Annotated in this window: 21 protein-coding genes and 2 pseudogenes; 20 read left to right on the top strand and 3 right to left on the bottom strand. The window is 34.2% G+C overall.

Going from position 1 to position 25,195, the window contains the following annotated elements:
• Positions 1-40 precede the first annotated feature (40 nt).
• From HRG09_RS13840 to HRG09_RS13830, 3 genes are read left to right on the top strand one after another with little or no spacing between them, the layout of a single operon-like run.
• Positions 41-1,222 (top strand): NupC/NupG family nucleoside CNT transporter, encoded by a 1,182-nt coding sequence (locus HRG09_RS13840; protein WP_174101344.1) that lies wholly within the window; start codon positions 41-43, stop codon positions 1,220-1,222.
• Between the two features lie 35 nt (positions 1,223-1,257).
• Positions 1,258-2,559 carry a pyrimidine-nucleoside phosphorylase gene (locus HRG09_RS13835; RefSeq protein WP_174101343.1) on the top strand — a complete coding sequence of 434 codons (1,302 nt, stop codon included), beginning with the start codon at positions 1,258-1,260 and terminating at the stop codon, positions 2,557-2,559.
• A 39-nt stretch (positions 2,560-2,598) separates the two neighbouring features.
• Positions 2,599-2,994 carry a cytidine deaminase gene (locus tag HRG09_RS13830; protein ID WP_174101342.1) on the top strand — a complete coding sequence of 132 codons (396 nt, stop codon included), beginning with the start codon at positions 2,599-2,601 and terminating at the stop codon, positions 2,992-2,994.
• Between the two features lie 150 nt (positions 2,995-3,144).
• Here HRG09_RS13830 and HRG09_RS13825 read toward each other — a convergent pair whose 3' ends face one another.
• On the bottom strand, positions 3,145-3,375 hold the full coding sequence (locus HRG09_RS13825) for a DUF896 domain-containing protein (protein WP_174101341.1): 231 nt from the start codon (positions 3,373-3,375) through the stop codon (positions 3,145-3,147).
• Positions 3,376-3,879: 504 nt separating this feature from the next.
• Here HRG09_RS13825 and HRG09_RS13820 point away from each other — a divergent pair.
• From HRG09_RS13820 to HRG09_RS28625, 6 genes and pseudogenes are all read left to right on the top strand, one after another.
• Positions 3,880-4,776: a LysR family transcriptional regulator gene (locus HRG09_RS13820; protein WP_174101340.1), complete on the top strand. Its 897-nt coding sequence runs from the start codon at positions 3,880-3,882 to the stop codon at positions 4,774-4,776.
• An 89-nt stretch (positions 4,777-4,865) separates the two neighbouring features.
• The gene (locus HRG09_RS13815; RefSeq protein ID WP_174101393.1) at positions 4,866-5,714 is read left to right on the top strand and encodes a YitT family protein; all 849 of its coding nucleotides are present in this window, start codon (positions 4,866-4,868) and stop codon (positions 5,712-5,714) included.
• A gap of 578 nt (positions 5,715-6,292) precedes the next feature.
• Positions 6,293-6,459: pseudogene (locus tag HRG09_RS13810) on the top strand (multicopper oxidase domain-containing protein); the annotation flags it as partial.
• 548 nt (positions 6,460-7,007) lie between these two features.
• A complete protein-coding gene (locus HRG09_RS13805; protein ID WP_174101339.1) occupies positions 7,008-8,066 on the top strand; it encodes a lactonase family protein in 1,059 nt (352 codons plus the stop codon).
• Positions 8,067-8,471: 405 nt separating this feature from the next.
• On the top strand, positions 8,472-8,606 hold the full coding sequence (locus HRG09_RS13800; protein ID WP_098339462.1) for a BA3454 family stress response protein: 135 nt from the start codon (positions 8,472-8,474) through the stop codon (positions 8,604-8,606).
• A 161-nt stretch (positions 8,607-8,767) separates the two neighbouring features.
• Positions 8,768-8,923 (top strand): annotated as a pseudogene (locus HRG09_RS28625) (site-specific integrase); the annotation flags it as partial.
• Positions 8,924-9,292: 369 nt separating this feature from the next.
• Here the strand turns inward: HRG09_RS28625 and HRG09_RS13795 are convergent.
• Positions 9,293-9,598 carry a WGxxGxxG family protein gene (locus HRG09_RS13795; protein WP_174101338.1) on the bottom strand — a complete coding sequence of 102 codons (306 nt, stop codon included), beginning with the start codon at positions 9,596-9,598 and terminating at the stop codon, positions 9,293-9,295.
• A 345-nt stretch (positions 9,599-9,943) separates the two neighbouring features.
• On the opposite strand from HRG09_RS13795, the gene HRG09_RS13790 reads away from it, so the two are divergent.
• From HRG09_RS13790 to topB, 7 genes are all read left to right on the top strand, one after another.
• Positions 9,944-10,459, top strand: a complete 516-nt coding sequence (locus HRG09_RS13790; protein WP_174101337.1) for a DUF3231 family protein — start codon at positions 9,944-9,946, stop codon at positions 10,457-10,459.
• A gap of 596 nt (positions 10,460-11,055) precedes the next feature.
• Entirely contained in the window at positions 11,056-11,352 is a 297-nt protein-coding gene (locus tag HRG09_RS13785) for an HNH endonuclease (protein ID WP_174101336.1), read from the top strand.
• Positions 11,353-11,745: 393 nt separating this feature from the next.
• Positions 11,746-12,057, top strand: coding sequence for a metal-sensing transcriptional repressor (locus HRG09_RS13780; protein ID WP_174101335.1), 312 nt, complete (start codon positions 11,746-11,748; stop codon positions 12,055-12,057).
• Between the two features lie 12 nt (positions 12,058-12,069).
• Complete coding sequence (locus tag HRG09_RS13775; protein ID WP_174101334.1) at positions 12,070-14,466, top strand: heavy metal translocating P-type ATPase; 2,397 nt, start codon at positions 12,070-12,072, stop codon at positions 14,464-14,466.
• Positions 14,467-14,486: 20 nt separating this feature from the next.
• The gene (gene copZ / locus HRG09_RS13770; protein ID WP_174101333.1) at positions 14,487-14,690 is read left to right on the top strand and encodes a copper chaperone CopZ; all 204 of its coding nucleotides are present in this window, start codon (positions 14,487-14,489) and stop codon (positions 14,688-14,690) included.
• A 384-nt stretch (positions 14,691-15,074) separates the two neighbouring features.
• Positions 15,075-16,358, top strand: a complete 1,284-nt coding sequence (locus HRG09_RS13765) for an aminopeptidase P family protein (RefSeq protein ID WP_174101332.1) — start codon at positions 15,075-15,077, stop codon at positions 16,356-16,358.
• A gap of 240 nt (positions 16,359-16,598) precedes the next feature.
• Positions 16,599-18,737 carry a DNA topoisomerase III gene (gene topB, locus HRG09_RS13760; protein ID WP_174101331.1) on the top strand — a complete coding sequence of 713 codons (2,139 nt, stop codon included), beginning with the start codon at positions 16,599-16,601 and terminating at the stop codon, positions 18,735-18,737.
• Positions 18,738-18,897: 160 nt separating this feature from the next.
• Here topB and HRG09_RS13755 read toward each other — a convergent pair whose 3' ends face one another.
• The gene (locus tag HRG09_RS13755; protein ID WP_174101330.1) at positions 18,898-20,091 is read right to left on the bottom strand and encodes a nucleoside transporter C-terminal domain-containing protein; all 1,194 of its coding nucleotides are present in this window, start codon (positions 20,089-20,091) and stop codon (positions 18,898-18,900) included.
• Between the two features lie 477 nt (positions 20,092-20,568).
• On the opposite strand from HRG09_RS13755, the gene brnQ reads away from it, so the two are divergent.
• From brnQ to HRG09_RS13735, 4 genes are all read left to right on the top strand, one after another.
• Positions 20,569-21,921, top strand: a complete 1,353-nt coding sequence (gene brnQ / locus HRG09_RS13750; RefSeq protein WP_174101329.1) for a branched-chain amino acid transport system II carrier protein — start codon at positions 20,569-20,571, stop codon at positions 21,919-21,921.
• A gap of 155 nt (positions 21,922-22,076) precedes the next feature.
• Positions 22,077-22,496, top strand: coding sequence for a VOC family protein (locus HRG09_RS13745; protein ID WP_174101328.1), 420 nt, complete (start codon positions 22,077-22,079; stop codon positions 22,494-22,496).
• Between the two features lie 378 nt (positions 22,497-22,874).
• Positions 22,875-24,530 carry a copper resistance CopC/CopD family protein gene (locus HRG09_RS13740; RefSeq protein WP_174101327.1) on the top strand — a complete coding sequence of 552 codons (1,656 nt, stop codon included), beginning with the start codon at positions 22,875-22,877 and terminating at the stop codon, positions 24,528-24,530.
• 38 nt (positions 24,531-24,568) lie between these two features.
• Positions 24,569-25,195, top strand: coding sequence for a YcnI family copper-binding membrane protein (locus HRG09_RS13735; protein WP_174101326.1), 627 nt, complete (start codon positions 24,569-24,571; stop codon positions 25,193-25,195).

The following is a 25,195-nucleotide window of genomic DNA, read 5'->3' as shown; positions in this document are numbered from 1 at the left end:
AAAAACATGTAAGCGGATACGGAAAAGGAGGGAGAATTTTATGAAATATGTAATCGGTATCATAGGATTGATTATTGTGTTAGGCATTGCATGGCTAGCTAGTAATAATAGAAAGAAAGTGAAATATCGTCCTATTGTAACGATGATTGTGCTTCAGTTTATTTTAGGTTTCTTACTATTAAATACAAGCATCGGGAACGTGTTAATTGCTGGGATTGCAGATGGTTTTGGACAATTATTAAAATATGCTGGTGATGGTGTTAATTTCGTATTTGGTGGGTTAGTAAATCAAAAAGAGTTTTCGTTCTTTTTAGGGGTACTAATGCCAATTGTTTTCATATCAGCTTTAATTGGTATCCTGCAGCACATTAAGGTATTGCCAGTCATTGTAAAAGCGATTGGTTTAGCTTTAAGTAAAATAAATGGGATGGGGAAACTTGAATCGTATAATGCGGTGGCTTCAGCAATTTTAGGACAATCAGAAGTGTTTATTTCTGTTAAGAAGCAACTCGGTTTACTATCAGAAAGAAGATTATATACATTATGTGCGTCTGCGATGTCTACAGTTTCGATGTCCATCGTCGGATCATACATGGTTTTATTAAAACCACAGTATGTTGTAACCGCTTTAGTACTTAATTTGTTTGGTGGATTTATTATTGCTTCTATCATTAACCCATACGAGGTTACTGAAGAAGAAGATATGTTAGAAGTACAAGAGGAAGAGAAAAAGACCTTTTTCGAAGTATTAGGGGAGTATATAATTGATGGCTTTAAAGTTGCTATTACAGTAGCGGCTATGTTAATTGGCTTTGTTGCTTTAATTGCTTTCATTAATGCTGTGTTTAAAGGTGTAATCGGTATCTCATTCCAAGAAATTCTTGGCTATGTATTTGCGCCGTTTGCATTTATTATGGGAGTTCCTTGGCATGAAGCTGTTAACGCAGGCAACATCATGGCGACAAAACTTGTATCAAATGAATTTGTGGCAATGACAGATTTAGCACAAGGGAACTTTAATTTCTCTGGAAGAACAACAGCTATTATATCTGTATTCCTTGTTTCATTTGCAAACTTCTCTTCAATTGGAATTATTGCAGGCGCTGTTAAGAGCTTAAATGAAAAACAAGGGAATGTAGTAGCAAGATTCGGTTTGAAATTACTTTTCGGTGCAACGTTAGTAAGTTTCTTATCAGCAACGATTGTGGGTTTAATATATTAAAAGTTTCATAGAATATAAAAGGATTGGTGATTAAGATGAGAATGGTAGATATTATTGCGAAAAAACGTGATGGTAAAGAGTTAACAACAGAGGAGATCGAGTTCTTTATTAAAGGATATACAGATGGGTCAATACCTGATTATCAAGTGAGTGCACTGGCAATGGCTATCTTTTTCAAAGACATGTCTGATCGAGAGCGTGCTGATTTAACGATGGCTATGGTAAATTCAGGAGAAACAATTGATTTATCAGAGATTGAAGGAGTTAAAGTAGATAAACATTCAACTGGCGGTGTTGGGGATACAACAACATTAGTTTTAGGACCATTAGTAGCTGCGTTAGATGTGCCAGTTGCAAAAATGTCTGGCCGAGGTTTAGGACATACAGGTGGTACGATTGATAAATTAGAAGCAGTAGAAGGCTTCCATGTTGAAATTACGAAAGAGCAGTTCATTGAATTAGTGAATCGTGATAAGGTTGCAGTTATTGGACAAACAGGAAATTTAACACCTGCTGATAAAAAAATCTATGCATTACGCGACGTAACTGGAACAGTGAATTCCATTCCGTTAATCGCAAGTTCAATTATGAGTAAAAAAATTGCAGCTGGTGCTGATGCAATTGTTCTTGATGTTAAAACAGGTGCAGGTGCATTTATGAAAACAGAAGAAGATGCGAAAGAATTAGCACATGCGATGGTGCGAATTGGAAATAATGTTGGGCGTCAAACGATGGCTGTTATTTCAGATATGTCGCAACCTCTTGGTTTTGCGATTGGTAATGCGCTTGAAGTGAAGGAAGCGATTGATACGTTAAAAGGAGAAGGGCCAGAAGATTTAACAGAATTGGTGCTTGTATTAGGAAGTCAGATGGTCGTGCTTGGTAAGAAAGCAAATACATTAGAAGAAGCACGTGAAATGTTAATCGAAGTGATGAAAAACGGAAAGGCAATCGAGAAGTTTAAAGAGTTCTTACACAATCAAGGTGGGGATAGTTCGATTGTAGACAATCCAGAAAAGTTACCACAAGCGAAATATGTCATTGATGTACCAGCAAAAACTTCAGGTGTTGTATCTAACATTGTGGCAGATGAAATTGGTATCGCAGCAATGCTTTTAGGCGCAGGGCGTGCGACAAAAGAAGATGAGATTGATTTAGCGGTAGGTTTAATGTTACGTAAAAAAGTTGGTGAAACTGTAAAAGAAGGAGAACCACTTGTTACGATTTATGCGAATCGTGAAAATGTAGAAGATGTAAAAGCGAAAATTTATGAAAACATTTCTGTATCAGAAACTGCTGAGACTCCTAAATTAATTCATACAATTATTACTGATTAATAGTTAATAGGATGGAATCTACTTTGAGGAGGAAATAGTATGGATAAAAAAAGATACATTGAAGAAGCGACAAAGATGTTAGAGAAGGCTTATATTCCATATTCTAAATTCCCTGTTGGTGCAGCGTTAGTTACGAAAGAAGGTAAAGTGTATACCGGTTGTAACATAGAAAACGCTTCTTACGGTTTATGTAATTGTGCGGAAAGAACAGCTATATTTAAAGCGGTGTCAGAAGGGGAACGTGAATTTAGTTATTTAGTAGTAACAGGTAAAACCGATGGGCCCATTTCTCCATGCGGAGCTTGTAGACAAGTCATTGCAGAGTTTTGTGAACCTCAGATGCCAGTGTTACTAACAAACCTAAAAGGTGATGAGAAAGAAGTAACGGTTGAACAATTACTGCCAGGGGCTTTTACAATCGCAGATTTATCTTGAATGTAAGAGTGTTTTAAATTATGAAGTAATTGGATTAGAGATAACGAGATTACATGCTAAAAAGAGCCATGATTTCTAAATATAGAAACTTTGGCTCTTTTTATGTTGCTATTATTTTGCGAAATTGTTTGCCCAGATCCATTTTAGATTTCATTTTCTAAGGTTCATACGATTTTGTGCATGCTGTAAAGCAAACGGAGTTACGTTTTCTCCGTTAGGATCTACAATCGTTGTATTTAATAAAATAGAATCTAAACTCCCGCGAAATTCTTTCATATAGCTTTGTCGTAACATTTGTTGTTCCTGTTTTTCAGTTTCTTTTAGCCCGGACGTTCTTTCTTTTTTTGCTAGTTCATTAATACGAAATAATATATTTTTCATTATGTTCACCCCTTGTTCTCGATTATAAATTAGTTACTTACTAATTTATAGTAATTGTAGTATTTCTTTTTGATTATGTCAATAGTTAGTTGTAAATGAAAAAGACACTCTTTTTTCAAGAAGAGTGTCTAACTGTACGATATTAAGTTCATCCATCATTTTTATAAATGATTTCTATTAAAATAATTCATTTTATTTATTTGTGTTCTAAATATATAATAGCGATTAGATGAGTGTAAAGAAACAGCTGTTTCATGGATGATTAAAGTAGAGAATAAATGTTCTTCAGAGACTTGCTTAATGTGAAAATATGTGAGTTAGTAAAACCAACTAAATGCATGAGAATAATTATTTTTATTGGAGTTTTGTTAAATGATGGACTGTGTTTTTGAGTAAATGGAAAACGGTATAGCTTACATATTCATTTTCGCATTATTATAGAGATATGATTATAAAAAGAAAAACATCCAGACGGTATAGGATCGTACAACAGGAGGAGTAAGTATGGAGCTGCGCCATTTGAAAACTTTTATTATTGTAGCGGAAAGCGGTGGCTTTACACGGGCTGGAGAACAACTTGGGTATACGCAATCGACAATCACCAATCATATTCGATCGTTAGAAGAAGAGATTGGGAGTCCATTATTTGATCGCCTTGGCAAAAAAGTAATTTTAACTGAGGTAGGAGAGCATATGCTTTCTTATGCACATAAAATATTAGAATTATCGAACGAAGCATTGGAATCATCTCAAATGAATGGAAAATCTTCAGGGACAATACGCATTGGAGCGAATGAGTCTTTAATGATTTATCGATTACCTGCTGTTTTATATGAATTTAAAAGGAAGTATCCACAAGTACATATCATTTTACAACCATCAGAGAGTCAAGAATTGCACAATGAACTAAAATCAGGGAAATTTGATTTTGCTTTATTTACACATCCAGAACAACTAGGTGCGGATATCGTTACCCATTCTCTTGTTCAAGAGAAGATTGTGCTTATTGCTCCGCCGAAACATCCACTCACAAAAAAAGTGAACGTTAGCCCTGCTGATTTAGAAGGAGAAATGTTGTTGCTTACAGAGCCAGGGAGCTATCGAGATTTGTTAGAAAGACGGATTAAAGAAGAGGGTATTAACTGTTCTCATATTCATTTCTGGAGTATTGAAGCGATTAAACAAACTGTTATGTGTGGGTTAGGAATATCTTATTTACCATTTATAACGGTAAAAGAAGAAATCGAGCAAGGCAAGTTAAGTGTACTACCATGGACGTATAGCGAAGATTTCGTTACAACTGAATTGGCATATCATAAAAGTAAATGGTTAACTCCTGCAATGAAGAAATTAATTGAAATGATAGAAAAGCATGCAGAGAAATGGAAAGAATTCGCTTGATTCTCTGATCTGAAAGTAGGCTGAAGAAATATACATTGGGGTAGATAGGGGGAAAAGTAATGAATGAAAGAGTAATGAATGAAAGAGTAATGAATGAAAGAGTAATGAATGAAAGAGTAAAAGAAGTAGCGCTTGTCGTAATTGGATCATTATTGTTTGCGATTGGAATTAACTTTTTTGCTATTCCAAATCGATTATCTGAAGGTGGCATTATTGGACTTACAGTTATTACATATTATTTATTTGAATGGTCACCAGGTACTGTAAACCTGTTAATAAATGCAGTATTACTTGCAATTGGATATAAGTTTTTTGATAAAAAGACAATGGTGTATACAATACTTGGTATTGTCTCTTCATCTTTCTTTTTATATATCACAGAAGATATAGCGACTCCGGTAAATCATGATACATTATTAGCTGCTCTATTTGCGGGTGTTTTCGTTGGCGTTGGTTTAGGATTTATGTTCCGGGCAGGTGGTACATCAGGCGGCTCTGCCATTCTAGCACAATTAGCAAATCAATATTTAGGTTGGAGTGTTGGAAAAGGTGTATTAATTATTGATATCGTCGTTATTGCAGGTTCCGTATTCATTATTGGACAGGAAAAAGCGATGTATACGCTGGTAGCGGTATTTATCGGTGCAAAGGTTATTGACTTTATTGTGGAAGGATTGAATACAAAAACTGCTGTAACCATTATTTCAAACTATCCAGACATGATAAGAGAATCTATTATGAAGAATATGACACGTGGTGTAACAGTATTAGAAGGAAAAGGCGGTTACACAGGAAATAATAAAGAAGTATTATATATTGTCATTAATAAACAAGAGCTCATGCAATTAAAGAAAGTCGTGAGTCAAAAAGATGAAAATGCATTCGTTGTTATTCACGATGTACGTGACGTGTTAGGTGGCGGATTTAAAGCGAGTTAAAAGAGCTAGTCTTCAATTTTGAAGACTAGCTTTTTCTTATCATGAAGCGACAGTCTTCTGTAAATGAAATTATTTCCATAAGAGTAGTTGCTTTATAACTGTTCTGGAAAGGGCTATATAGTATTTTTTATCCCGCATTAACGGGCAGTAAGACCCCCACCTCAAGATTCAGAGAGAAACGAGGAAGATAGGTGGGGGATCAACTGCCCGTAAAAGCCCGATTGGTGAGGGCTAATAATCAGTGGGGGATGAAGAAAACCCCCACTGATTAAAGTTTCACTTTATTTAAGAATAAACATGTATATCTTACAGTACTACTTTAGATTATTACAGAAATGTAGCTAGTGTAAGCGTAAAAAAATAATTTTGAAGAATATGGTTAAGGGGGGAAATTCTTTATTTTTTTATTTTTGAAATATTGCTGTTAAATTTAAAAGATTCTAATCGGTTACAACCTACCATCTTACGGTAGCAGTTACAAAAAAGCGAAATGTTAATAACATTTCGCTTTTTTGGTTTTAGATGTTAAGATCTACTAAGTTTAGAAACGATAAAAGACAGTATTGTTATGTAACTGAATCTCTTTTGTAGCAGACAATCCAGGTGAATGGATGTTCCTCTGTCACGATTTACATCATGCTTCAGCGGTGATAGAGTAACAGAAGTGAAATATAAAGATTATAAATCTGATTACGTTTCAAACCTTAATATTTCGAATATGTCAGAGAAAAGAAAAATCCCATAAAGTGAAACTTTAATCAGTGGGGGTTTTCTTCATCCCCCACTGATTATTAGCCCTCACCAATCGGGCTTTTACGGGCAGTTGATCCCCCACCTATCTTCCTCGTTTCTCTCTGAATCTTGAGGTGGGGGTCTTACTGCCCGTTAATGCGGGATAAAAAATGAACCGAATGCTTTTTGTTTATAGTTTGGATTGGAAAAATTAAAGAAAAAGTACCTGCCTGTTAATGCGGGATAAAATTGTAAATGTTAAAAATTTAGCCCCTTATCGAGACTTTGGCTACAACTAATGTTTTGATAAGGGAGCTTTTTTATGAAAAGAATTATTTGTGTAGGATTCTGTGTCTGTATGTTGTTGCTCGTTCTGCGAAAGGGGTTTCAATTCCATTTTTGTGGTAGAATGTCGTAAAGTGAAACGCTGATTAGACTCCTCCATTGAACGTTTACAGGTAGCCGATTTCTATTGAATATCTTTACAATTGTTGAATGTTGCGATAGGGGTCTTACTATTCGTTAATGCGGGTTAAATTATGTCAAAGGAGGATATAAAAAATGAATAACGGTAAATTACTTGGATATATCGGAACATATACGCGAGGGGATAGCGAAGGGATTTACAAATTTACATTGGATACACAGACAGCCACAATTGAAGAAGTAAGTATAGCAGCTAAATTAAATAATCCTACATATTTAGCTATTAGCGAAGATAATCAATTTTTATATTCTGTCATAAAAAAAGGTGAATCAGGTGGAGTAGCAGCTTTTTCTATTAACCATCATACTAACAGTCTTGAAACATTAAATAGCCAAATATTAGATGGGGCATCACCATGTCATGTGGGTATTGATAAAACAAATCAAATGGTAGTTACGGCAAACTATCATAAAGGGACAATTGAATCTTATATAGTAAATAAAGAAAGTGGAGCTTTAGATTCGGCGACATCTATTATAGAGCATAAAGGTTCAGGCCCAAATAAAGAGAGACAAGAGAAGGCACATACACATTACGCTGGATTTACGCCTGATTATAAATACGTGGTTGCGGTGGATTTGGGGATTGATCAATTAATTACGTATAAAGTCAGTAGAGGAATTTTAACAGAAGTTAATCGATTGTCAGTTCAGCCTGGGAGTGGCCCAAGGCATCTCGTATTTCATCCAAATGGACGCTACGTTTATACGATGACAGAGCTGAGTTCGCAGGTAATCACTTTAACATATAATGCCGAAAATGGTGAATTTAAAGAAGTTCAATATATTTCCACTATTCCAGACGAATTTAAAGAAAATAATCAAGGTAGTGCAATTCACATATCTTCCGATGGTCGTTTTGTATATGCAGCAAACAGAGGGCATAATAGTGTTGCTATTTTCAGTGTGAATCAAGACACAGGGGAACTTACTTTTGTTGAATCTGTATATACTGAGGGTGATTGGCCACGAGATTTCATATTAGATCCAACTGAGAAATTCCTTATCGTTATAAATGAAAGAACTAGTAATCTTGTGCTATTTTCAAGAGACGAGTCTCTTGGAAAATTAAAGCTTTTGCAGTCTGATGTTGTAGTGCCTGATCCAGTATGTATTAAGTTTTTAAATATATAATGTTTTGCTATTGCTGTATTTATGTAAGATAATGAAATATTTTAAGTTGAAGCGTATGTGTATTCCTATGAGCATACGTTTTTTGTTAATGATAAGTTTTTAACTGAGAAGCTCTCCTCCTCTAAATGAAGTGGAAGTAGGGAGATTTTAATGAGAGCTTGCTATTGATGAAGGATGAAAAGATAAATATTTTTCTTGACGAGAAAATAATTAAAGTATAATAAATTCATGTTAGGTAACCTAATTCTAAAAGGTAAGTTGTGTATTTAATATAAGTTTATTGAAGGGAATAAGATAGAAATGAGAGTATTTTTCATTCAACTATCATAATGATTATTATTTCATTACTCATGGACAGTTCTATAGGAAAAGATTGTTTTTTTATAGATGAAAGGAGGAATAACAATGATGGCGGTAACTGTTACAGTCAATATTCAAGGGAAAAACTATCAAACAAATGTTATTGCGTATGCAGGAATGACAAAAGAAGCAATTGAACATTTGGCTGAAGTACAAGTAAGAAAACAATGGTCATTGTAGGTTTTATTTATATCTTTATGGGAGGTATACTATAATCTGATTTAAGCCGAAAAAAGTATTTATCGGTGCTGTAGAAAATGATACATTCATATCACCTCAAGAAACAAAGGACTTAGTTCAGATTTTACATGCAGCGAATACAAATATTCATCTGCGATGAGATAAGAAAGACGTTTGGCTATCATATGTACATGCAAACGAAGAACGTAGCATTACTTTTGGAGATATTCAATTATTCATCAGAGAAGGTAACACTTCGATATATAGGTGTAAACCAAGATGCAATGGATAAAGCAATGACTAGGTTTAAAATCTAATCATTGCTTTTTTTATTTTTAATTTATACAGTTACTCATAAATTTCGTACTGTGTAACTCGAAAAAGAAAGTCTTATAAATTCAATGATATCAAGGGATTCAGCAATAGGCTCAGTTACACACAATATAAGATATGGGTAAGGGAAGCGACGGCATAAAAAAGAAGCGTAGTTCGTCAAATGGACGTACCGCTCCATTACCATCAAGTTAAGAAATTCATTGTTTCCGATTAATAGTATCCGTTTTTATGTAATTATTATTGATTTTGAAAAAATAAAAAATCGCCTTATTAAAGGCGATTCATAGTTTATTCATTTTGCATTCTTTTGATAAATAAGTATCTTTTAAAGTTAAATGCAATTTTCTACATTAACGTGTTTCTGGATCTTTTTCTTTTCTTCTAAGACCGAATAAACCGACTAGACCTAATAAACCAAGCCAAGCCCAATTATTATTATCATCACGATCATTATTCAAATCATTTGTTGTATTCACATTTCGAGTTCTAGTATCATTATTAACTCTATTCATGTTATTGTCATTAACTCGAGTTGTAATATCATTATTGTTAACTCTATCCATATTATTTCCATCGTATTCAGCATGGACACTTGTACCAAAAACCATAATAGTTAGTAATAGAGCACCTAAAATAGATGAGAATTTTTTCTTCATAGTTTTCCCTCCTTTCATATTTAGTAATGTCTCCAGTTCCTTTAGGCAATATTCGTTTAAGAATATATAAATGCATTTGAGTTGAAATTATGATGAACATCTTTAATTTCTATTATTAAAAGTACTGATAATAATGGATTATGTTAATTGAAATATATGTGTTATTTATAAGAATAGATTTTTTGTAACAGTATATTCTATAAGATGTAATTACTATATTTGGGTAAGGTGTTCCTTATGAGTTATAAGAACTTATTTTCTTTAATCCGGAACATGATTGGGAAAATTTTTTCTATAGTAAGTATTTTTGTTAAAAGTTTAATTTCTTTAAGGAGGAATATTTTAATGGGTATTTTAAGTGGAAATCCACAAAATGAACCAATGCACTACGGAGAAGTCTTTGGGATTTGGAGTTATCTTGCAGCGGCACAAGGTGCAATTGCTGGATATCAAGTTCTTATTAACCACACAGGAGACGAGGATTTGAAGAAATTTTTAGAAAATCTTGTAGAAAATGATATCCAATCAGAAGTTGAAGAATTAAAAAAATTATTAAAATTAAATGGTGTTGCATTACCACCAGCACCTCCAGAAAGACCAGTTGCATCTATTGAAACGATTCCTCCTGGTGCTCGTATTAATGATGCAGAAATTGCAACTAAAATTTCTATGGATCTTGCTGCTGGGTTAGTAGCATGTAGTCAAGCTATGGGACAATCTCTTCGAGAAGATGTAGGAATGATGTTTGGTCAATTCCATATGAAAAAAGCACAAGCTGGAGCTATATTACTTCGTCTAAATAAGAAAAAAGGTTGGATTATTCCGCCTCCATTACATGTTCAACAATCAGATCAAGCATAATACCTTAATAGAAATCCAATTTATTCTTTATGGCTGTTGCAGTGGGCTTGTCTAGGGAAATAAAGGTTATTGGCGAATTAAAATAAGTGGCAGAGTCGTGACCGCTTTTTGGCCATAAATGTACCGGTTGTTTTAGAATTACCATGTTATATTTGTATTGTGAGAAGTGGCGGAAAACACTTCTCGCAAGAATACCTTTATAATTCTAAACGGCTTCATATTGACAGCATGATTAAGAAATCCGTAACCAGCTTTAATGGTACTGATTGAATGATACCGTTAATATAGGAGAGCTTTTGCTCTTCTTTGAGCTAACAACATCCTAGGTAGATGCAATGAAGACGGCCTAATAAGTCGACCAAGAGCGTCTGTCGTGGTTGTTAGCTGGAAGAAGAATGAAACTTCATATACCGTATTTAAAATATAAACATCCGTAATGGATGTTTTTTTATTTTATGAAGGGAGTGATTAGATTTTTTGGTTAGGTTGCTTCGTCGGATATTGTATAGGAATGACAATTTGTTTATTACTTATGATTCAATTCATTAAAGAAAAGGAAGTTAAGGAGTTAGATTGATAAGGAGTGAAATGGTTGGATGGCAAAAGAATATGCAAAACATTTCTATAAGTTATTAGCTTGGAAGAAGTGCAGAGATTCATACTTCAAACTAAGGCATAGATTATGTGAGAGGTGCCAAGGTACAGGAAAGATAATTCATCATAAGGAATACATAACGCCTGAGAATATTAATGATCCAGAGATAACACTAAGCTTTAGTAATCTAGAATTCTTATGTCAAGATTGTCATAACCGTGAACATCATGAGAAGAATAGTCCAGTTGTTGAAGGGGTCACGTTTGATGAGAATGCCAAAATAGAATCCAATACTTAATCCTATGCTCATACTAAAAGACATAATAAATACCATATACTCCATTAGGGTACCTTTGGATTTAGAAATATAAGAAGTACAAAGAACCAAGATAAAACAAAGTGTTAAGGTGATTAATGTATAAGTGAATATAGTAATACCTCCCTGTCCTTTTGTTCACTTCATCATATGAGTGAGTATAGAATACTTATGCCTATTTATATCTGTAAAGTATCTGCATAATTTCGAAAGCTTAACGATAAAAGAGATTAGCATTACGAAAAAAATGTAGTATGGCTACAGTATTTTATATTTGAAAAAATTAAAAATGGATTTGTAATCAGTTGCATTTTATACCCCTTACCCGTATAATGTATATAAAGATCGATAATTATAATAACTGAGGTGATATGAATGGGTCATTGTGAAGATAATGAAATCAATCCAAAAATGGTTCCTCGTACAGAAGAGGAAATTCAAAATGTAATAAAACGTTTAAAGCGTATTGAAGGGCAAGTTCGCGGTGTTCAAAAAATGGTGGAAGATAATCGGTACTGTGTTGATATTTTAATTCAAATTTCAGCAATTAATGCAGCTTTAAATAAGGTAGGTTTTTCTTTGTTAGAACGTCATACAAAGCATTGTGTAGCAAAGGCGATTCATGAAGGGGATGGAGATGAGTCTATTCAAGAATTGATGAATGTCATAAAACAATTTTCAAAATAGGAGGGGGATACAATGGATAAACAAAAACATGTTACGCTTGGCGTTACAGGAATGACATGTGCAGCTTGTGCAACTCGGATTGAAAAAGTATTAAATAAAATGGATGGAGTAGAAGCTAATTTAAATTTAGCTATGGAAAAAGCAAGTATCACATATGATCCATCCCAGCAAGAAATCTCTACTATAAAAAATAAAATTGAAAAATTAGGCTATAACGTAGCAGAGGAAAAAGTTACTTTAGATATTGAAGGAATGACATGTGCAGCTTGCGCAACCCGAATTGAAAAGGTGTTAAACAAAATGGAAGGCGTTTCGAGTGCAACTGTAAATTTAGCTACAAATAGCGCGGTTGTAGAATATAATGAAAGCTTGATTTCGACAGAAAATATTTTAGAAAAAATAAAGAAAACGGGGTATAAGGGACAGATACGTAATGAAGATGTAGATCGTTCAGAGAGAAAAGAAGAGGTTATTAAGGCGAAAAAGCGTCAACTTATCATTTCTATTATTTTGTCTTTACCTTTACTCTATACAATGATTGGCCATATGCCATTTGATACAGGTATACCAATGCCACATATTTTAATGAATCCATGGTTTCAACTTCTATTAGCAACACCAGTTCAATTTTATATTGGTGGCCATTTCTATGTTGGTGCTTACCGTGCGCTTCGAAATAAAAGTGCAAATATGGATGTACTGGTTGCCTTAGGAACATCAGCAGCCTACTTTTACAGCCTATACGAGGCATTGAAAACATTAGGAAACGCAAACTACAGTCCGGATCTTTATTTTGAAACAAGTGCAGTTTTAATTACATTAATTCTAGTTGGAAAGTATTTTGAAACATTAGCAAAAGGACGTACAACAGAAGCAATTTCTAAATTATTGAGTTTACAAGCTAAAGATGCACTTGTTGTACGTGAGGGTCAGGAAATACGGGTACCCCTTGAAGAAGTAGTGATTGGAGATACGATTATTGTAAAACCAGGTGAAAAAATACCTGTGGATGGTATGGTAACTTCAGGGATATCTTCCGTTGATGAATCTATGATTACTGGAGAATCTATTCCAGTGGATAAAAAAGAGGGAGACGCTGTTATTGGCGCTACTATTAATACGAATGGTGTTCTGACTATTAGAGCTGAAAAGGTTGGAAAAGATACAGCTTTAGCAGGTATTATTAAAATTGTTGAAGAAGCGCAAGGTTCTAAAGCACCTATTCAAAGATTAGCAGATGTTATTTCAGGTATTTTTGTACCTATCGTTGTAGCTATTGCTTTAGTTGCTTTTATTGTATGGTATTTCTTTATTACACCAGGGGATTTACCAAAAGCATTGGAAGTCGGGATTGCCATCCTTGTAATCGCTTGTCCGTGTGCATTAGGTTTGGCAACACCAACTTCTATTATGGTTGGTACAGGAAAGGGAGCAGAGAAAGGAATTCTCTTTAAAGGAGGTGAATTTTTAGAAGGAACGCATAAAATTAATGCTGTGTTACTTGATAAAACAGGAACAGTAACAAAAGGGAAACCGGAAGTTACTGATGTGTTAGAATTTGAAGAAGGTATGCTCGATTATGCTATTTCAGCTGAAAGTGCTTCCGAACATCCATTAGCGCATGCCATTGTTGAATATGGAAAACAAAATAAAATTAGATTGAAAGATTTAAAACAGTTTTCAGCAATTCCTGGTCATGGTATTGAAGCGAACATTGAAGACAAAAAGGTCCTTGTTGGAACACGTAAATTAATGAATGAACAATCAGTAGAAATATCACAGCATGAAGAAGTTATGCAAGAATTAGAGTATCAAGGTAAAACAGCAATGCTTGTTGCGATTGATGGAAAACTTACTGGAATTATCGCTGTAGCTGATACAGTAAAAGAAAGCTCAAAGTATGCGATTCAATCACTAAAAGAAATAGGAATCGAAGTATACATGGTAACAGGTGATAATAAACGTACAGCTGAAGCGATTGCGAAGCAAGTTGACGTTGATCATGTATACGCAGAAGTATTACCTGAAGATAAAGCTAAAATTGTAGAAGATTTACAAAAGCAAGGGAAACGAGTAGCGATGGTAGGAGACGGTATTAATGATGCGCCGGCTCTTGCGAAAGCTGATATTGGTATGGCTATTGGAACTGGTGCAGATGTAGCGATTGAAGCAGCGGATGTTACTTTAGTTGGTGGGGATTTATCTCATATATCAAAAGCAATTGAGTTAAGTCGTAAGACAATGAAAAATATCCGTCAAAATCTATTTTGGGCACTATTCTATAATGCAATTGGAATTCCTGTAGCTGCGGCTGGATTATTAGAACCTTGGGTAGCTGGGGCTGCAATGGCATTTAGCTCAGTATCTGTTGTGACGAACGCGCTTCGCTTGAAACGCGTCAAAATATAAATGAAATGGAGGAATGTATGATGACTATCACATTAAACGTACAAGGAATGACATGTAATCACTGTAAAATGGCAGTAACAAATGCACTTACAGAGTTAGAAGGAGTACAAAATGTTGAGGTGCATTTACAAGAAGGAACTGTAAATGTAAAGTATGATGACACAAAAGTAGATGCAGACAAAATGAAAGAAGTTATTGAAGATCAAGGATATGATGTGAACTAAGAGATAATCTCAATTATCTTTTAGGTAAAAGGCCACTTTATAAAAGGGGCCTTTTTCTTTTAAATAATATATATTTTGGATAATGATAGGTTATATTTTTCAATTAATCGGATTTACAATAATGAAAACTTGATTAAGATGAAAAAACGATTAAAAAACAATAAATAGCCCGCGCATTTATAGTTTTTGGCTAAATTACCAGAAACTACTGGCTTGTTTCATCATTCATTATCACTGAGTTTTGCCTTTCGTATGTAATCATAATATTCTTTCGCTTGAGTCTATCGATAGGTGGTTAATTGACGGAAAATTATAACGATAATACAATTAAATAAACTGGATAGACAGCTTTAAGGGGATTCATAAAACTTAAGGGGGATTATTATGAAGCAATCATTTTTTATTCAAAATCGAAAAAGATTAGTAGAAACATTGCCAGAGGAGTCTGTTACTATTCTATTTGGGGGACAGGCGCCTTATAAGTCGGCTAACGAACATTATAAATTTGTGCCAAATCGAAACTTCTATTATATGACCGGTATCGATGAGCCTAATATTATTCTTATGTTAAAGAAAGTAGGCGATGCAGTGGAAGAAGTACTTTTCATTGAAAAAGCGGATCCGATTCTTGAAAAATGGGTAGGCAAAACAGTTTCAAAGGAAGAAGCACAAACAATTTCAGGTATAAAAACAATTGTGTACTTAGAAAGTTTTGAATCATCAATAGCACGGACATTTTTTGCAGAACATGTGAAGCATGTGTATTTAGATTTGGAGCACCGCGAATGGGCAGGAACGCAGACAAGGACGTTGGCGTTCGCTAAGCATGTAAGAGAACATTATCCGCACCTTTCAATCGGTAATGTCTATCCGAATATTTGTGAATTACGAGTATTTAAAACTGATGAAGAAATTGAAAAGATAAAGGAAGCTATTATGGTTACAAAAGAGGGCATTTATAATGTGCTCAAGCATGCCAAAGAGGGTATGATGGAATATGAATTGGAAGCTTATTTTGATTTTACGTTAAAATCATCCGGTATTAAGCATCATGCATTTAATACGATTTTGGCAAGTGGTAAAAATGCAACCGTGCTACATTATGAGGATAATGATTCTAAAGTTAATAAAGGTGATCTGGTGCTGCTTGATCTTGGGGCTCAGAAGGACTACTACAATGCTGACATCAGCTATACGTTCCCTGCAAGTGGAACATTTTCGAATCGCCAAAAACAGATTTACAATATTGTGTTAAAAGCATTGAGGGAAACAATTGAGATTGTGAGGCCGGGATTAAAATTCGCGGCATTAAATGAACATGCAAAAAAGGTGCTCGCCGAAGAGTGCAAGAAGATCGGTTTAATCCAAGAAAATTCAGAACTATCCAAGTATTATTATCATGGAGTGAGCCATTTTCTCGGTTTGGATACTCATGATGTAGGCTCGTATAAAGACCGAGTGCTGGAGGCTGGCATGGTCATTACAGTGGAACCTGGTTTGTATATTGAAGAAGAGTCAATTGGAATCCGTATCGAAGATGATATTCTTGTTACTGAAAAAGGTTATGAAAATCTCTCAAAAGATATGGTTAGGACGGTTGAAGAGATAGAGAGTTTCATGGGAGCATACAATCCATATGTGAGGGAAAGGCAGATTGTTGCAAAATAATAAAGATAAACGGCGCTCAATTTCGGGCGTCTTTTTTATTTGAGAAGTGTACAATAGAGGGGATACGTATGATATATAATGAGTTCCTATTGTGAAGGTGTGAAGGTTAAGCGTATAATATTATAGGTCTAAAAAAATATAAGACGAATTGTGAATGAAAAAAATGATAGATATTTTTTCATCACTTATAAAAAGAGATAAAATGAAAGTAGTACTGGAATTTAGATAGGGAGTTATAAAATGAAATTAATTATTGCCGAGAAACCCGATCAAGGTTTGGCTCTTGTTTCTCAATTTAAATATCGCCGAAAAGATGGTTATTTAGAAGTAGAAGCAAATGAGTTATTTCCCAATGGAGCTTACTGTACATGGGCAATTGGTCATTTGACGCAGTTATGTAATCCGGAGCATTATCACGCTGAGTGGAAAAAATGGTCATTAAATACATTACCAATGATCCCAGAACGTTTTCAATTTGAAGTTACAAAATCAAAATATAAGCAATTTAATGTTGTGAAACAGTTGTTACATAATCCGCAAGTGACGGAAATTATTCATGCAGGCGATGCGGGGCGAGAAGGGGAATTAATAGTACGAAATATTATCAACCTTTGTAACGTGCAAAAACCGATGAAACGCCTTTGGATTTCGTCTTTAACGAAGCAAGCGATTTATCAAGGGTTTAAAAACTTACTTGATGAGTCAGATACGATTAATACGTATTATGAAGCATATACAAGGTCATGCGCTGATTGGGTCGTTGGGATGAACGCATCACGCGTCTTTAGCATTCTGTTAAAGAAAAAGGGAATGAATGATGTATTTTCGGCTGGCCGTGTACAGACGCCGACATTAGCTTTAATCGTAAAACGTGAAAAGGAAATTGAAAATTTTAAATCAGAACCATTTTGGGAAGTGTTTGCAACCTTTAATATAGAAGGAAAGAAATATGAAGGAAAGTGGGAGAAGGATAATGAGTCCCGCTTAAAAGATCCTGATATGGCAAATAAAATCGCAGCATTTTGTCAAAATAAACCGGCTGAAGTAAAGGAAATGAAAACGGAGCGGAAAGAGTTTCAACCACCGTTTTTATTTAATTTATCATCACTGCAAGCAACAGCGAATAAAGCATTTAAATTTTCACCGAAAAAGACCCTTGATATTACACAAGCTTTATATCAAAAAGAGATTGTGTCTTACCCTCGTTCGGATTCTAACTATGTAACACAAGGAGAAGCAGCAACGTTTCCTGACATCTTACAAAAGTTAAGCCAGTTTGATGATTATAAAGATTTGTTACCTGCGCCGATTGAGTCCATTATGAATAATAAGCGATATGTGAATGAGAAGAAGGTTACGGATCACTACGCCATCATTCCGACTGAACAAGTAACAAGTCCAAGTAAACTATCTGGTGATGAAAAGAAAATTTACGATATGATTGTTAGAAGATTAATTGCAGCACATTATGAAGTTGCAATTTTTGATTATACAACAATTACAACACTTGTTGATGGACGTGCAGAATTTATTTCAAAAGGGAAACAACAAATTCAAGAAGGCTGGCGCAAAGTTATTTTTCAAGATGATAAAGACGATGAAACGATTCTTCCAATCGTAGCAGAAGGTGAACAAGGAAAAGTCGTAAAGGTGAAAGTGAAAGAAGGGAAAACACAGCCGCCAAAGCGTTACACAGAAGGACAACTTATCACATTAATGAAGACGGCTGGAAAGTACTTAGATAATGAAGAGCTTGAGAAAGTATTAAAGAAGACAGAAGGTTTAGGTACAGAAGCAACTCGTGCTGGCATTATCACAATGCTGAAAGATCGTAAGTATATTGATGTGAAGAAAAACCAAGTATACGCAACGGATAAAGGGAAAGTATTAATAACGGCAATTGGTGATAAAATTTTAGCCTCCCCAGAAATGACGGCAAAGTGGGAACAGCGTCTTGCTGAAATTGGAGAAGGTACAGCTTCACCAGCAACCTTTATGGAACAAACGAAAAAATTATCAGCGAAAATTATTGAAGATGCGATTGAAATGTCTGAGAAATGGGACTTTACTGGATTGAATGTAGAGTCAGTTGAACGTAAAGGATCGAAATTTACAACAGGTAAAAAAGTAGGACAATGTAAAAAATGTGCTGGCGATGTAATCGATAAATCGACTTTTTACGGTTGTGCAAACTACAATACAACCCAATGTGATTTCACAATCTCCAAAAAAATATTAGGAAAAACAATTTCACAAAAGAATATGACGAAGCTATTAAAAGGTGAACAGACGGATTTAATTAAAGGTTTTAAAAAGAATGATAAAAGCTTTGATGCGAAGTTAGAGTGGAAAGAGAATAAAATTAATTTTGTTTTTTGAGAAGTGATGGAAGGTGTTACGACATGTCGTAACACCTTTTTTATAAGTATTTGTTTGAAATATAGATATTTATTGTGAAGGGTGTAGTGATATTACCTTGTTCCTTGCATAGTCTACATAATATCCATATGTAAAGGTGTCATGTATCTTTCATATTCACTTACCATACAAAAAGCCCCACAAGCATAGCACTCAATAAGGAAACAGCCATCCCGCTAACAAGAAGCTTCCAAACATTCTTCCCGATAATTGCTGATTTTTCTGCACCAAATAATGAATTGTAAGTCCCATAAATCATCCCAACTGTACTAAAGTTAGCAAAAGAGGCTAGAAATGTTGTTGCAACTGCAACTGTATGTGCAGGTAAAGAATGTAAATGTGATTTTAAATCCATCATCGCAACAAATTCATTAGTTGTTATTTTTATCCCCATTAATTCAGCGACATACATAGCATCAGTGCCTGATAAACCAAGTAAAAAAGCAAAAGGACTAAAGATAATAGAGAAGATTTTTTGAATTGTTAAACCTGCTACAAGGAAACTTAAAATACCATTTAAACATGCTGTTAATGCTACATATCCAATTACCATAGCTAAAATAACAATAACCATATTCATCCCAACTAACATACTATTTGAAATGGTAGAAAAGAAATCTTTTTTTTCTTTTTTTGGAGGTGAATAAATAATATCTTCTTCTTTAGTGATTTCTAAAGGATTTAAAACATTGGCTAAAATTAATGCATTTAAACAGTTTAAAGGAATTGCGCTGAAAATATATGTTGCTGGAACCATTGATAGATAAGCACCAAGAATGGACCCGCTGACGCTACTCATACTCATAATTCCAAAAGTCAACAAACGATTTTCTTTTAAAACAGATAATTGATCACGAACGACAGCAAGTGCTTCTGTGTTTCCTAAAAACATCATTTGAATGGAGAAGAAACTTTCTAACTTTGGTAAGCGCGAAATTTTTGAAATGATTGCACCTACTTTATCAATAATCCAAGTTAAAATTCCAAAATAAGAAAGAATATCAAAAAATGTAATAACAAAAATGATTGGAAGTAATGCACTGAAGAAGAAGTCAATCGTTTGATTTTCCATAGCTGATGGAAATGCAAAACGAATACCTTCATTTGCACACGATATTAGCCAAGTGAAAAATGAAGCGATTTTATCAATTATGATGTTTCCAAATTTGGTTCCTAACATAAACCAAGTAATAAAAAGTTCAAGTATTATTAGAATAATGATTGGTTTCCATTTTATTTTTCTTTTATTAGGCGAACATAAGAAAACTACTAATAATACAATGAGAATCCCTATAACGTTTAATATCAAATTCATGTCAACAACTCCTTGAGGCTTATTATTTGTATATAAAAAAGCTCTTATTCTTCATATTTTGGCTAATGAATAAAAATTATAAAAAAAGGGAGGGAAACTAAGTGAACCTACTGGGGGATAACCACTAGTAAAAGACTGATTCCATCGGTGGACGATGAAGAAAACATCCACTGATAGAAGTTTCACTTTATTCAAAAATAAAATCAGTGAATATGAAACAGGGTAATATGGTCACTTTAATAAAAGTTTATAGCATTAAGTGATATGAGGAATATGTGATGTTTTAAGTTTTGTATTCAAAGTAAATTTAATTGATAAATTCAAAATTTAATTAAAAAATTCAAAAAATAGTATTGAAATATATTATTCTTAAGACTATAATAAGTGAGAATAACACACTTACTTATTAAATATTCAGAATCTTCAATTAGTTAAAATTGGAAATTAGATAATGTATTTTGTAATGGAGGTTGTATCATGGCGAATAAAGTACCTTTTTCGTTTATAGTAGTTATCGGATTAATGTTATTTGCTCTCTTTTTTGGAGCAGGAAATTTAATTTTCCCTGCGATGTTAGGGCAATCGGCTGGCACAAATATTTGGGCAGCGAATGCTGGGTTTTTAGTAACTGGAGTTGGACTACCGTTACTTGGTGTATTAGCATTTGGAATTTCAGGTAAAGAGGATTTACAATCACTGGCAAGTCGAGTTCATCCTGTTTTTGGAATTGTGTTTACAACAATTTTATATTTAGCAATTGGTCCATTATTTGCAATACCGAGAACGGGTAATGTTTCCTTTGAAATTGGTCTTAAACCTTTTGTGCCAGAAAGTTTAAGTTCTATGGCTTTAATTATTTTTACAATTATATTTTTTAGTATTACTTGTTTTTTTTCGCTCAATCCTGCGAAAATTGTCGATATTGTTGGAAAAATCTTGACGCCAATTAAACTAACATTCATTGGAATTTTAGTAATTGTTGCTTTCATTCATCCGATAGGGGATATGCAAGCACCTGTTGAAACGTATACATCTAATGCCTTCTTCAAAGGGTTTCAAGAAGGATACTTAACAATGGATACGCTTGCATCTTTCGTATTTGGCATTATTATTATTAATGCTATTAAAGAAAAAGGCGCAAAAACGAAAAAACAAATTATGGTTGTTTGTGCAAAAGCAACGATTATTGCAGCGACAGTATTGGCAATTCTTTATACAGCGCTTTCTTATATGGGAGCTTCAAGCGTAGCAAAACTTGGACACTTAGAGAATGGTGGAGAAGTTTTAGCAAAAGTTTCAAATTACTATTTTGGTTCATATGGTGGAGTATTATTGGGGTTAATGATTACAGTAGCTTGCTTAACGACTAGTGTAGGACTTGTCTCAGCATGTTCTTCATTTTTCTATAAACTATTTCCAAATGTATCTTACAAAAAAATCGTTGTTATTTTATCTGTTTTTAGTGCAATTGTTGCGAATGTAGGATTGACACAACTCATTGCAGTTTCTGTTCCGGTATTAACAGCGATTTATCCATTAGCAATTGTACTAATCTTTTTAACATTCTTCCATTCATTATTTAAAGGGAGACCGGAAGTGTATCAAGTAAGCTTACTGGTAACGTTTATTATAAGCTTGTTTGATGGATTAAATGCAGCTGGAGTAAATATCCAAGTAGTAAATCATGTATTTACTAAATTTCTTCCGATGCATGAAGTCGGTTTAGGATGGATCTTCCCGGCTATTATTGGTGGATTTATTGGATACGGCATTAGTCATTTGAGAGTGAAAAATGAAATTCATTCAAGCGTAGCAAAAGTAAATAAGTAATTATATGTCACAAAAAAGTTATAGCATTTATTTCTATAACTTTTTTGTTATTATAGGAGATAAATGGCTGAGTTGTTATAGTGGATAGCCATGCGAAAAGTGTAGCGATTTATATATCTTTCATAAAAAGTAAAAATGAGTGTAGGAGAAATATAATGAACAAAAAAATTGATCATATCGGTATTGCTGTTCGCGATATAGATAGTAGTATACGATTTTACAAAAAGGTTTTAGCAGGAACATTAATAGATCGTTATGTAAGTGAAGCGGCAGGTGTTGAGAGTGAAGTAGCGATTCTTGAAGTAAATGGCGATAGAATTGAATTGCTTGCACCGACGAATAATACAACTTCACCAATTGCAAGATTTATCAAGCAAAAAGGGAAAGGTGTACATCACATTGCTTATCGCGTAGACAATTTGGATCAAGCTTTAGAGGAATTAAAACAACAAGGGATTCGAACGTTGGAGCATACATTACGTATAAACAAGCATGGTAGAAGATTAATTTATCTTAATCCCGCAGATACAGAGGGGACGATTATTGAATATTGCGATTACCCAGAAGAACAGTAATTTATAAACGAAGAGTGATAAAAGGTGTTACGCGTTGGCATAATGCCTTTTTCGTTTTTGAGGAGCACTAAACTGTATGAAGGGACATTTCACATTTTCTTCACAAATGATTCACGGTTTCTTTTCTTCTTTAGAAACTTATATTTATATATTATATGTTATAATCACAACTAGCTTCCGAAAGGTAAGTAATGATTATATAAATAGTTTCTTAATTTATATAAGAATAGAAAGGTGTATAAAAAGTTTATAATGAAATTTTTAATTTATATTTTATTGCTTAATATTTAATGAAGTTAATTTATGGGGGAGCATAAAAATAAGTAATGTTTTATTAACTTCCGAGTGAAATACAGCGATATAAAAGAAAGAAGTGAAATGAATGTGAGTGTATTAAGAAAACTAGGAGCATGGATGGTAATGGCATGTGTACTGATGATATCGCTACCTACAGCAGTTTCGGCTCATGCTTATATTGTAAAATCAAACCCTTCAGAAAATGAAACATTAGAGAAAGTACCTTCTGCTGTAAGGATTGAATTCGATGAAATATTGCAATCCTCAAACTTTAATACAGTATTCGTGAGGAATGCTTCAGGGAAACGAGTGGATTTAAAAGATGCCCATGTTGATAAAAAGAACCCGAAATTATTAAAAGTTGGAGTGAAACAAGATATACCAAATGGTACATATTCTATTCAGTGGAAAGCTATTTCTGCTGATGGACATCTGATTCAAGGAGTCATCCCATTTCGTATTGGAGCAGAGGCAAAGGGAGAAAGTAGCATTCAAGCAGAAGAATTTGGTTATTTTCCACAATTGGATATGTTGCTAGAAAGGGGAATCTTATATACAAGTTTTTCTCTGTATATAGGTGTTTTATTTTTTAACCTGATTATGTATAAGGGGAATTCGAGCAAAGTGCAATCAAGAAGTCAAAAACTCATTTGGGCTTCATTGTTTGGTATATTCATTAGTTTGTTATTTAGTCTCCCTTTGCAAGCAAAAGTAAATGCTGATGTTTCGTGGGTAGATGCATTTCAGCCTGCATTATTAAAAGAAACATTACAGTTATCAGTTTTTGGACCTGTATGGATGATCCAAATGACATTGGTGATTTTGCTGATTGCTTTTACATACTTTGCTTTAAAACGCGGAAAGCTCTCATCGTTTAAAGCATGGGCAATTCCAATTCTCCTTTTTGTTGGGTTACTTATTATAAAAGCAATGAATAGTCATGCATACGGCCTAAAGTATAAAGTGATTGCGGTAATTATGGATTTTTTACATTTACTTGCGGCTTCACTGTGGATTGGAGGATTATCGGCAATTGTTCTTCTTTTACCTAAAGAAGAAGGGAACGAGAAGTGGGCGAAGTATTGGAATACTACTAAAAGCTTTTCACCGTGGGCGATAGGTGCAGTTATTGTTATTTTTGTGACAGGTCTTTTTAATAGTACTTTCTTTATTCCAACGATTCATTCACTATTTGATACAAATTATGGATTAGCATTGTTAACGAAGTTTCTTTTATTTATCAGTATGGGAATATTGGGACTTATTCATTATGTAAGAGGAAGGATGAGGAAAGAGAAAAAGTTGGGTGCTACGGTGAAAGTTGAGTTTGGTATAGGAATCACTATTTTCATAATAGTAGCTTTTTTAACAAATATACAAACGCCACCAATGCCGCCAACTGGACCATTTACAGGAAGCGAAAAAATTGATAATGGGTATGAACTTACTTTACAAGTCAGCCCTAATAAGGTAGGGATGAATACATTCCGCATTGATTTAAAGGATACCAATGGACAGCCTGTTACTGATATGGAACAAATTGTGCTGACCACGAAATCTTTAGAAATGGATATGGGAAAAGGTACATTTAGGGTTTCGCCGGTTTCACCAGGATTGTATCAAGCGGAAGGGATGTACATTAATATGACCGGTGAGTGGAATATACATGTTCATGGATTAACGAAAGCTCTTAATAGTTTTGATACGGATTTTAAATTCATAGTCGGCGGTCGATAAAGTCAAGTTTATATAGAGAAAAAAGGAGTAATGGAAAAATGAAACGTATAAAAAAATTGGGAACAACAATGATAGCAACAGTAATTGCCATGGGACTTTTCGCAGTACCTGCTAGTGCACATGTAACGGTGAAACCAGCTACTTCTGGTGTTAGCTCTTGGGAAACGTATACAATAAAGGTCCCTGTTGAAAAGGATATAGCAACAACGAAAGTTATCCTTAAAATACCAGAGGGAGTCGAGTTTCAACAGTATGAGCCAGTACCGGGATGGAAGATTGATGAACAAAAAGATGCATCTGGAAAGATTAAATCTGTTACGTGGGAAGCGACTGGGGAAGGGATTTTACCAGGTCAATTTCAGCAATTTACTTTTGTTGCTAAAAATCCAGATAAAGAACAAAAAGTAGCTTGGGACGCATATCAACAGTACAAAGACGGAGATATTGTAGAATGGACAGGCGATGAGAAGGCTGATAAACCACATTCACTTACAACAATTACAAAGGGCATAGCATTGACTGGAGAGCATGGAGAATCAAAAGTATCTAATGTGAAAGAGAAAGAAAGTACAAGTATACAAACGATAGCTATTATTTTATCCATTCTTTCTATTATAGTTTCATTTGGTACATGTATCTTTGTAGTACGCCGTAAAAAGTATTAA

It is taken from the genome of Bacillus sp. Xin1 (genome assembly GCF_013314535.1).
Classification (GTDB): domain Bacteria; phylum Bacillota; class Bacilli; order Bacillales; family Bacillaceae_G; genus Bacillus_A.
The sequence above is the reverse complement of the archived record's forward strand: the minus strand, read 5'-3'. Positions and strand labels throughout refer to the sequence as shown.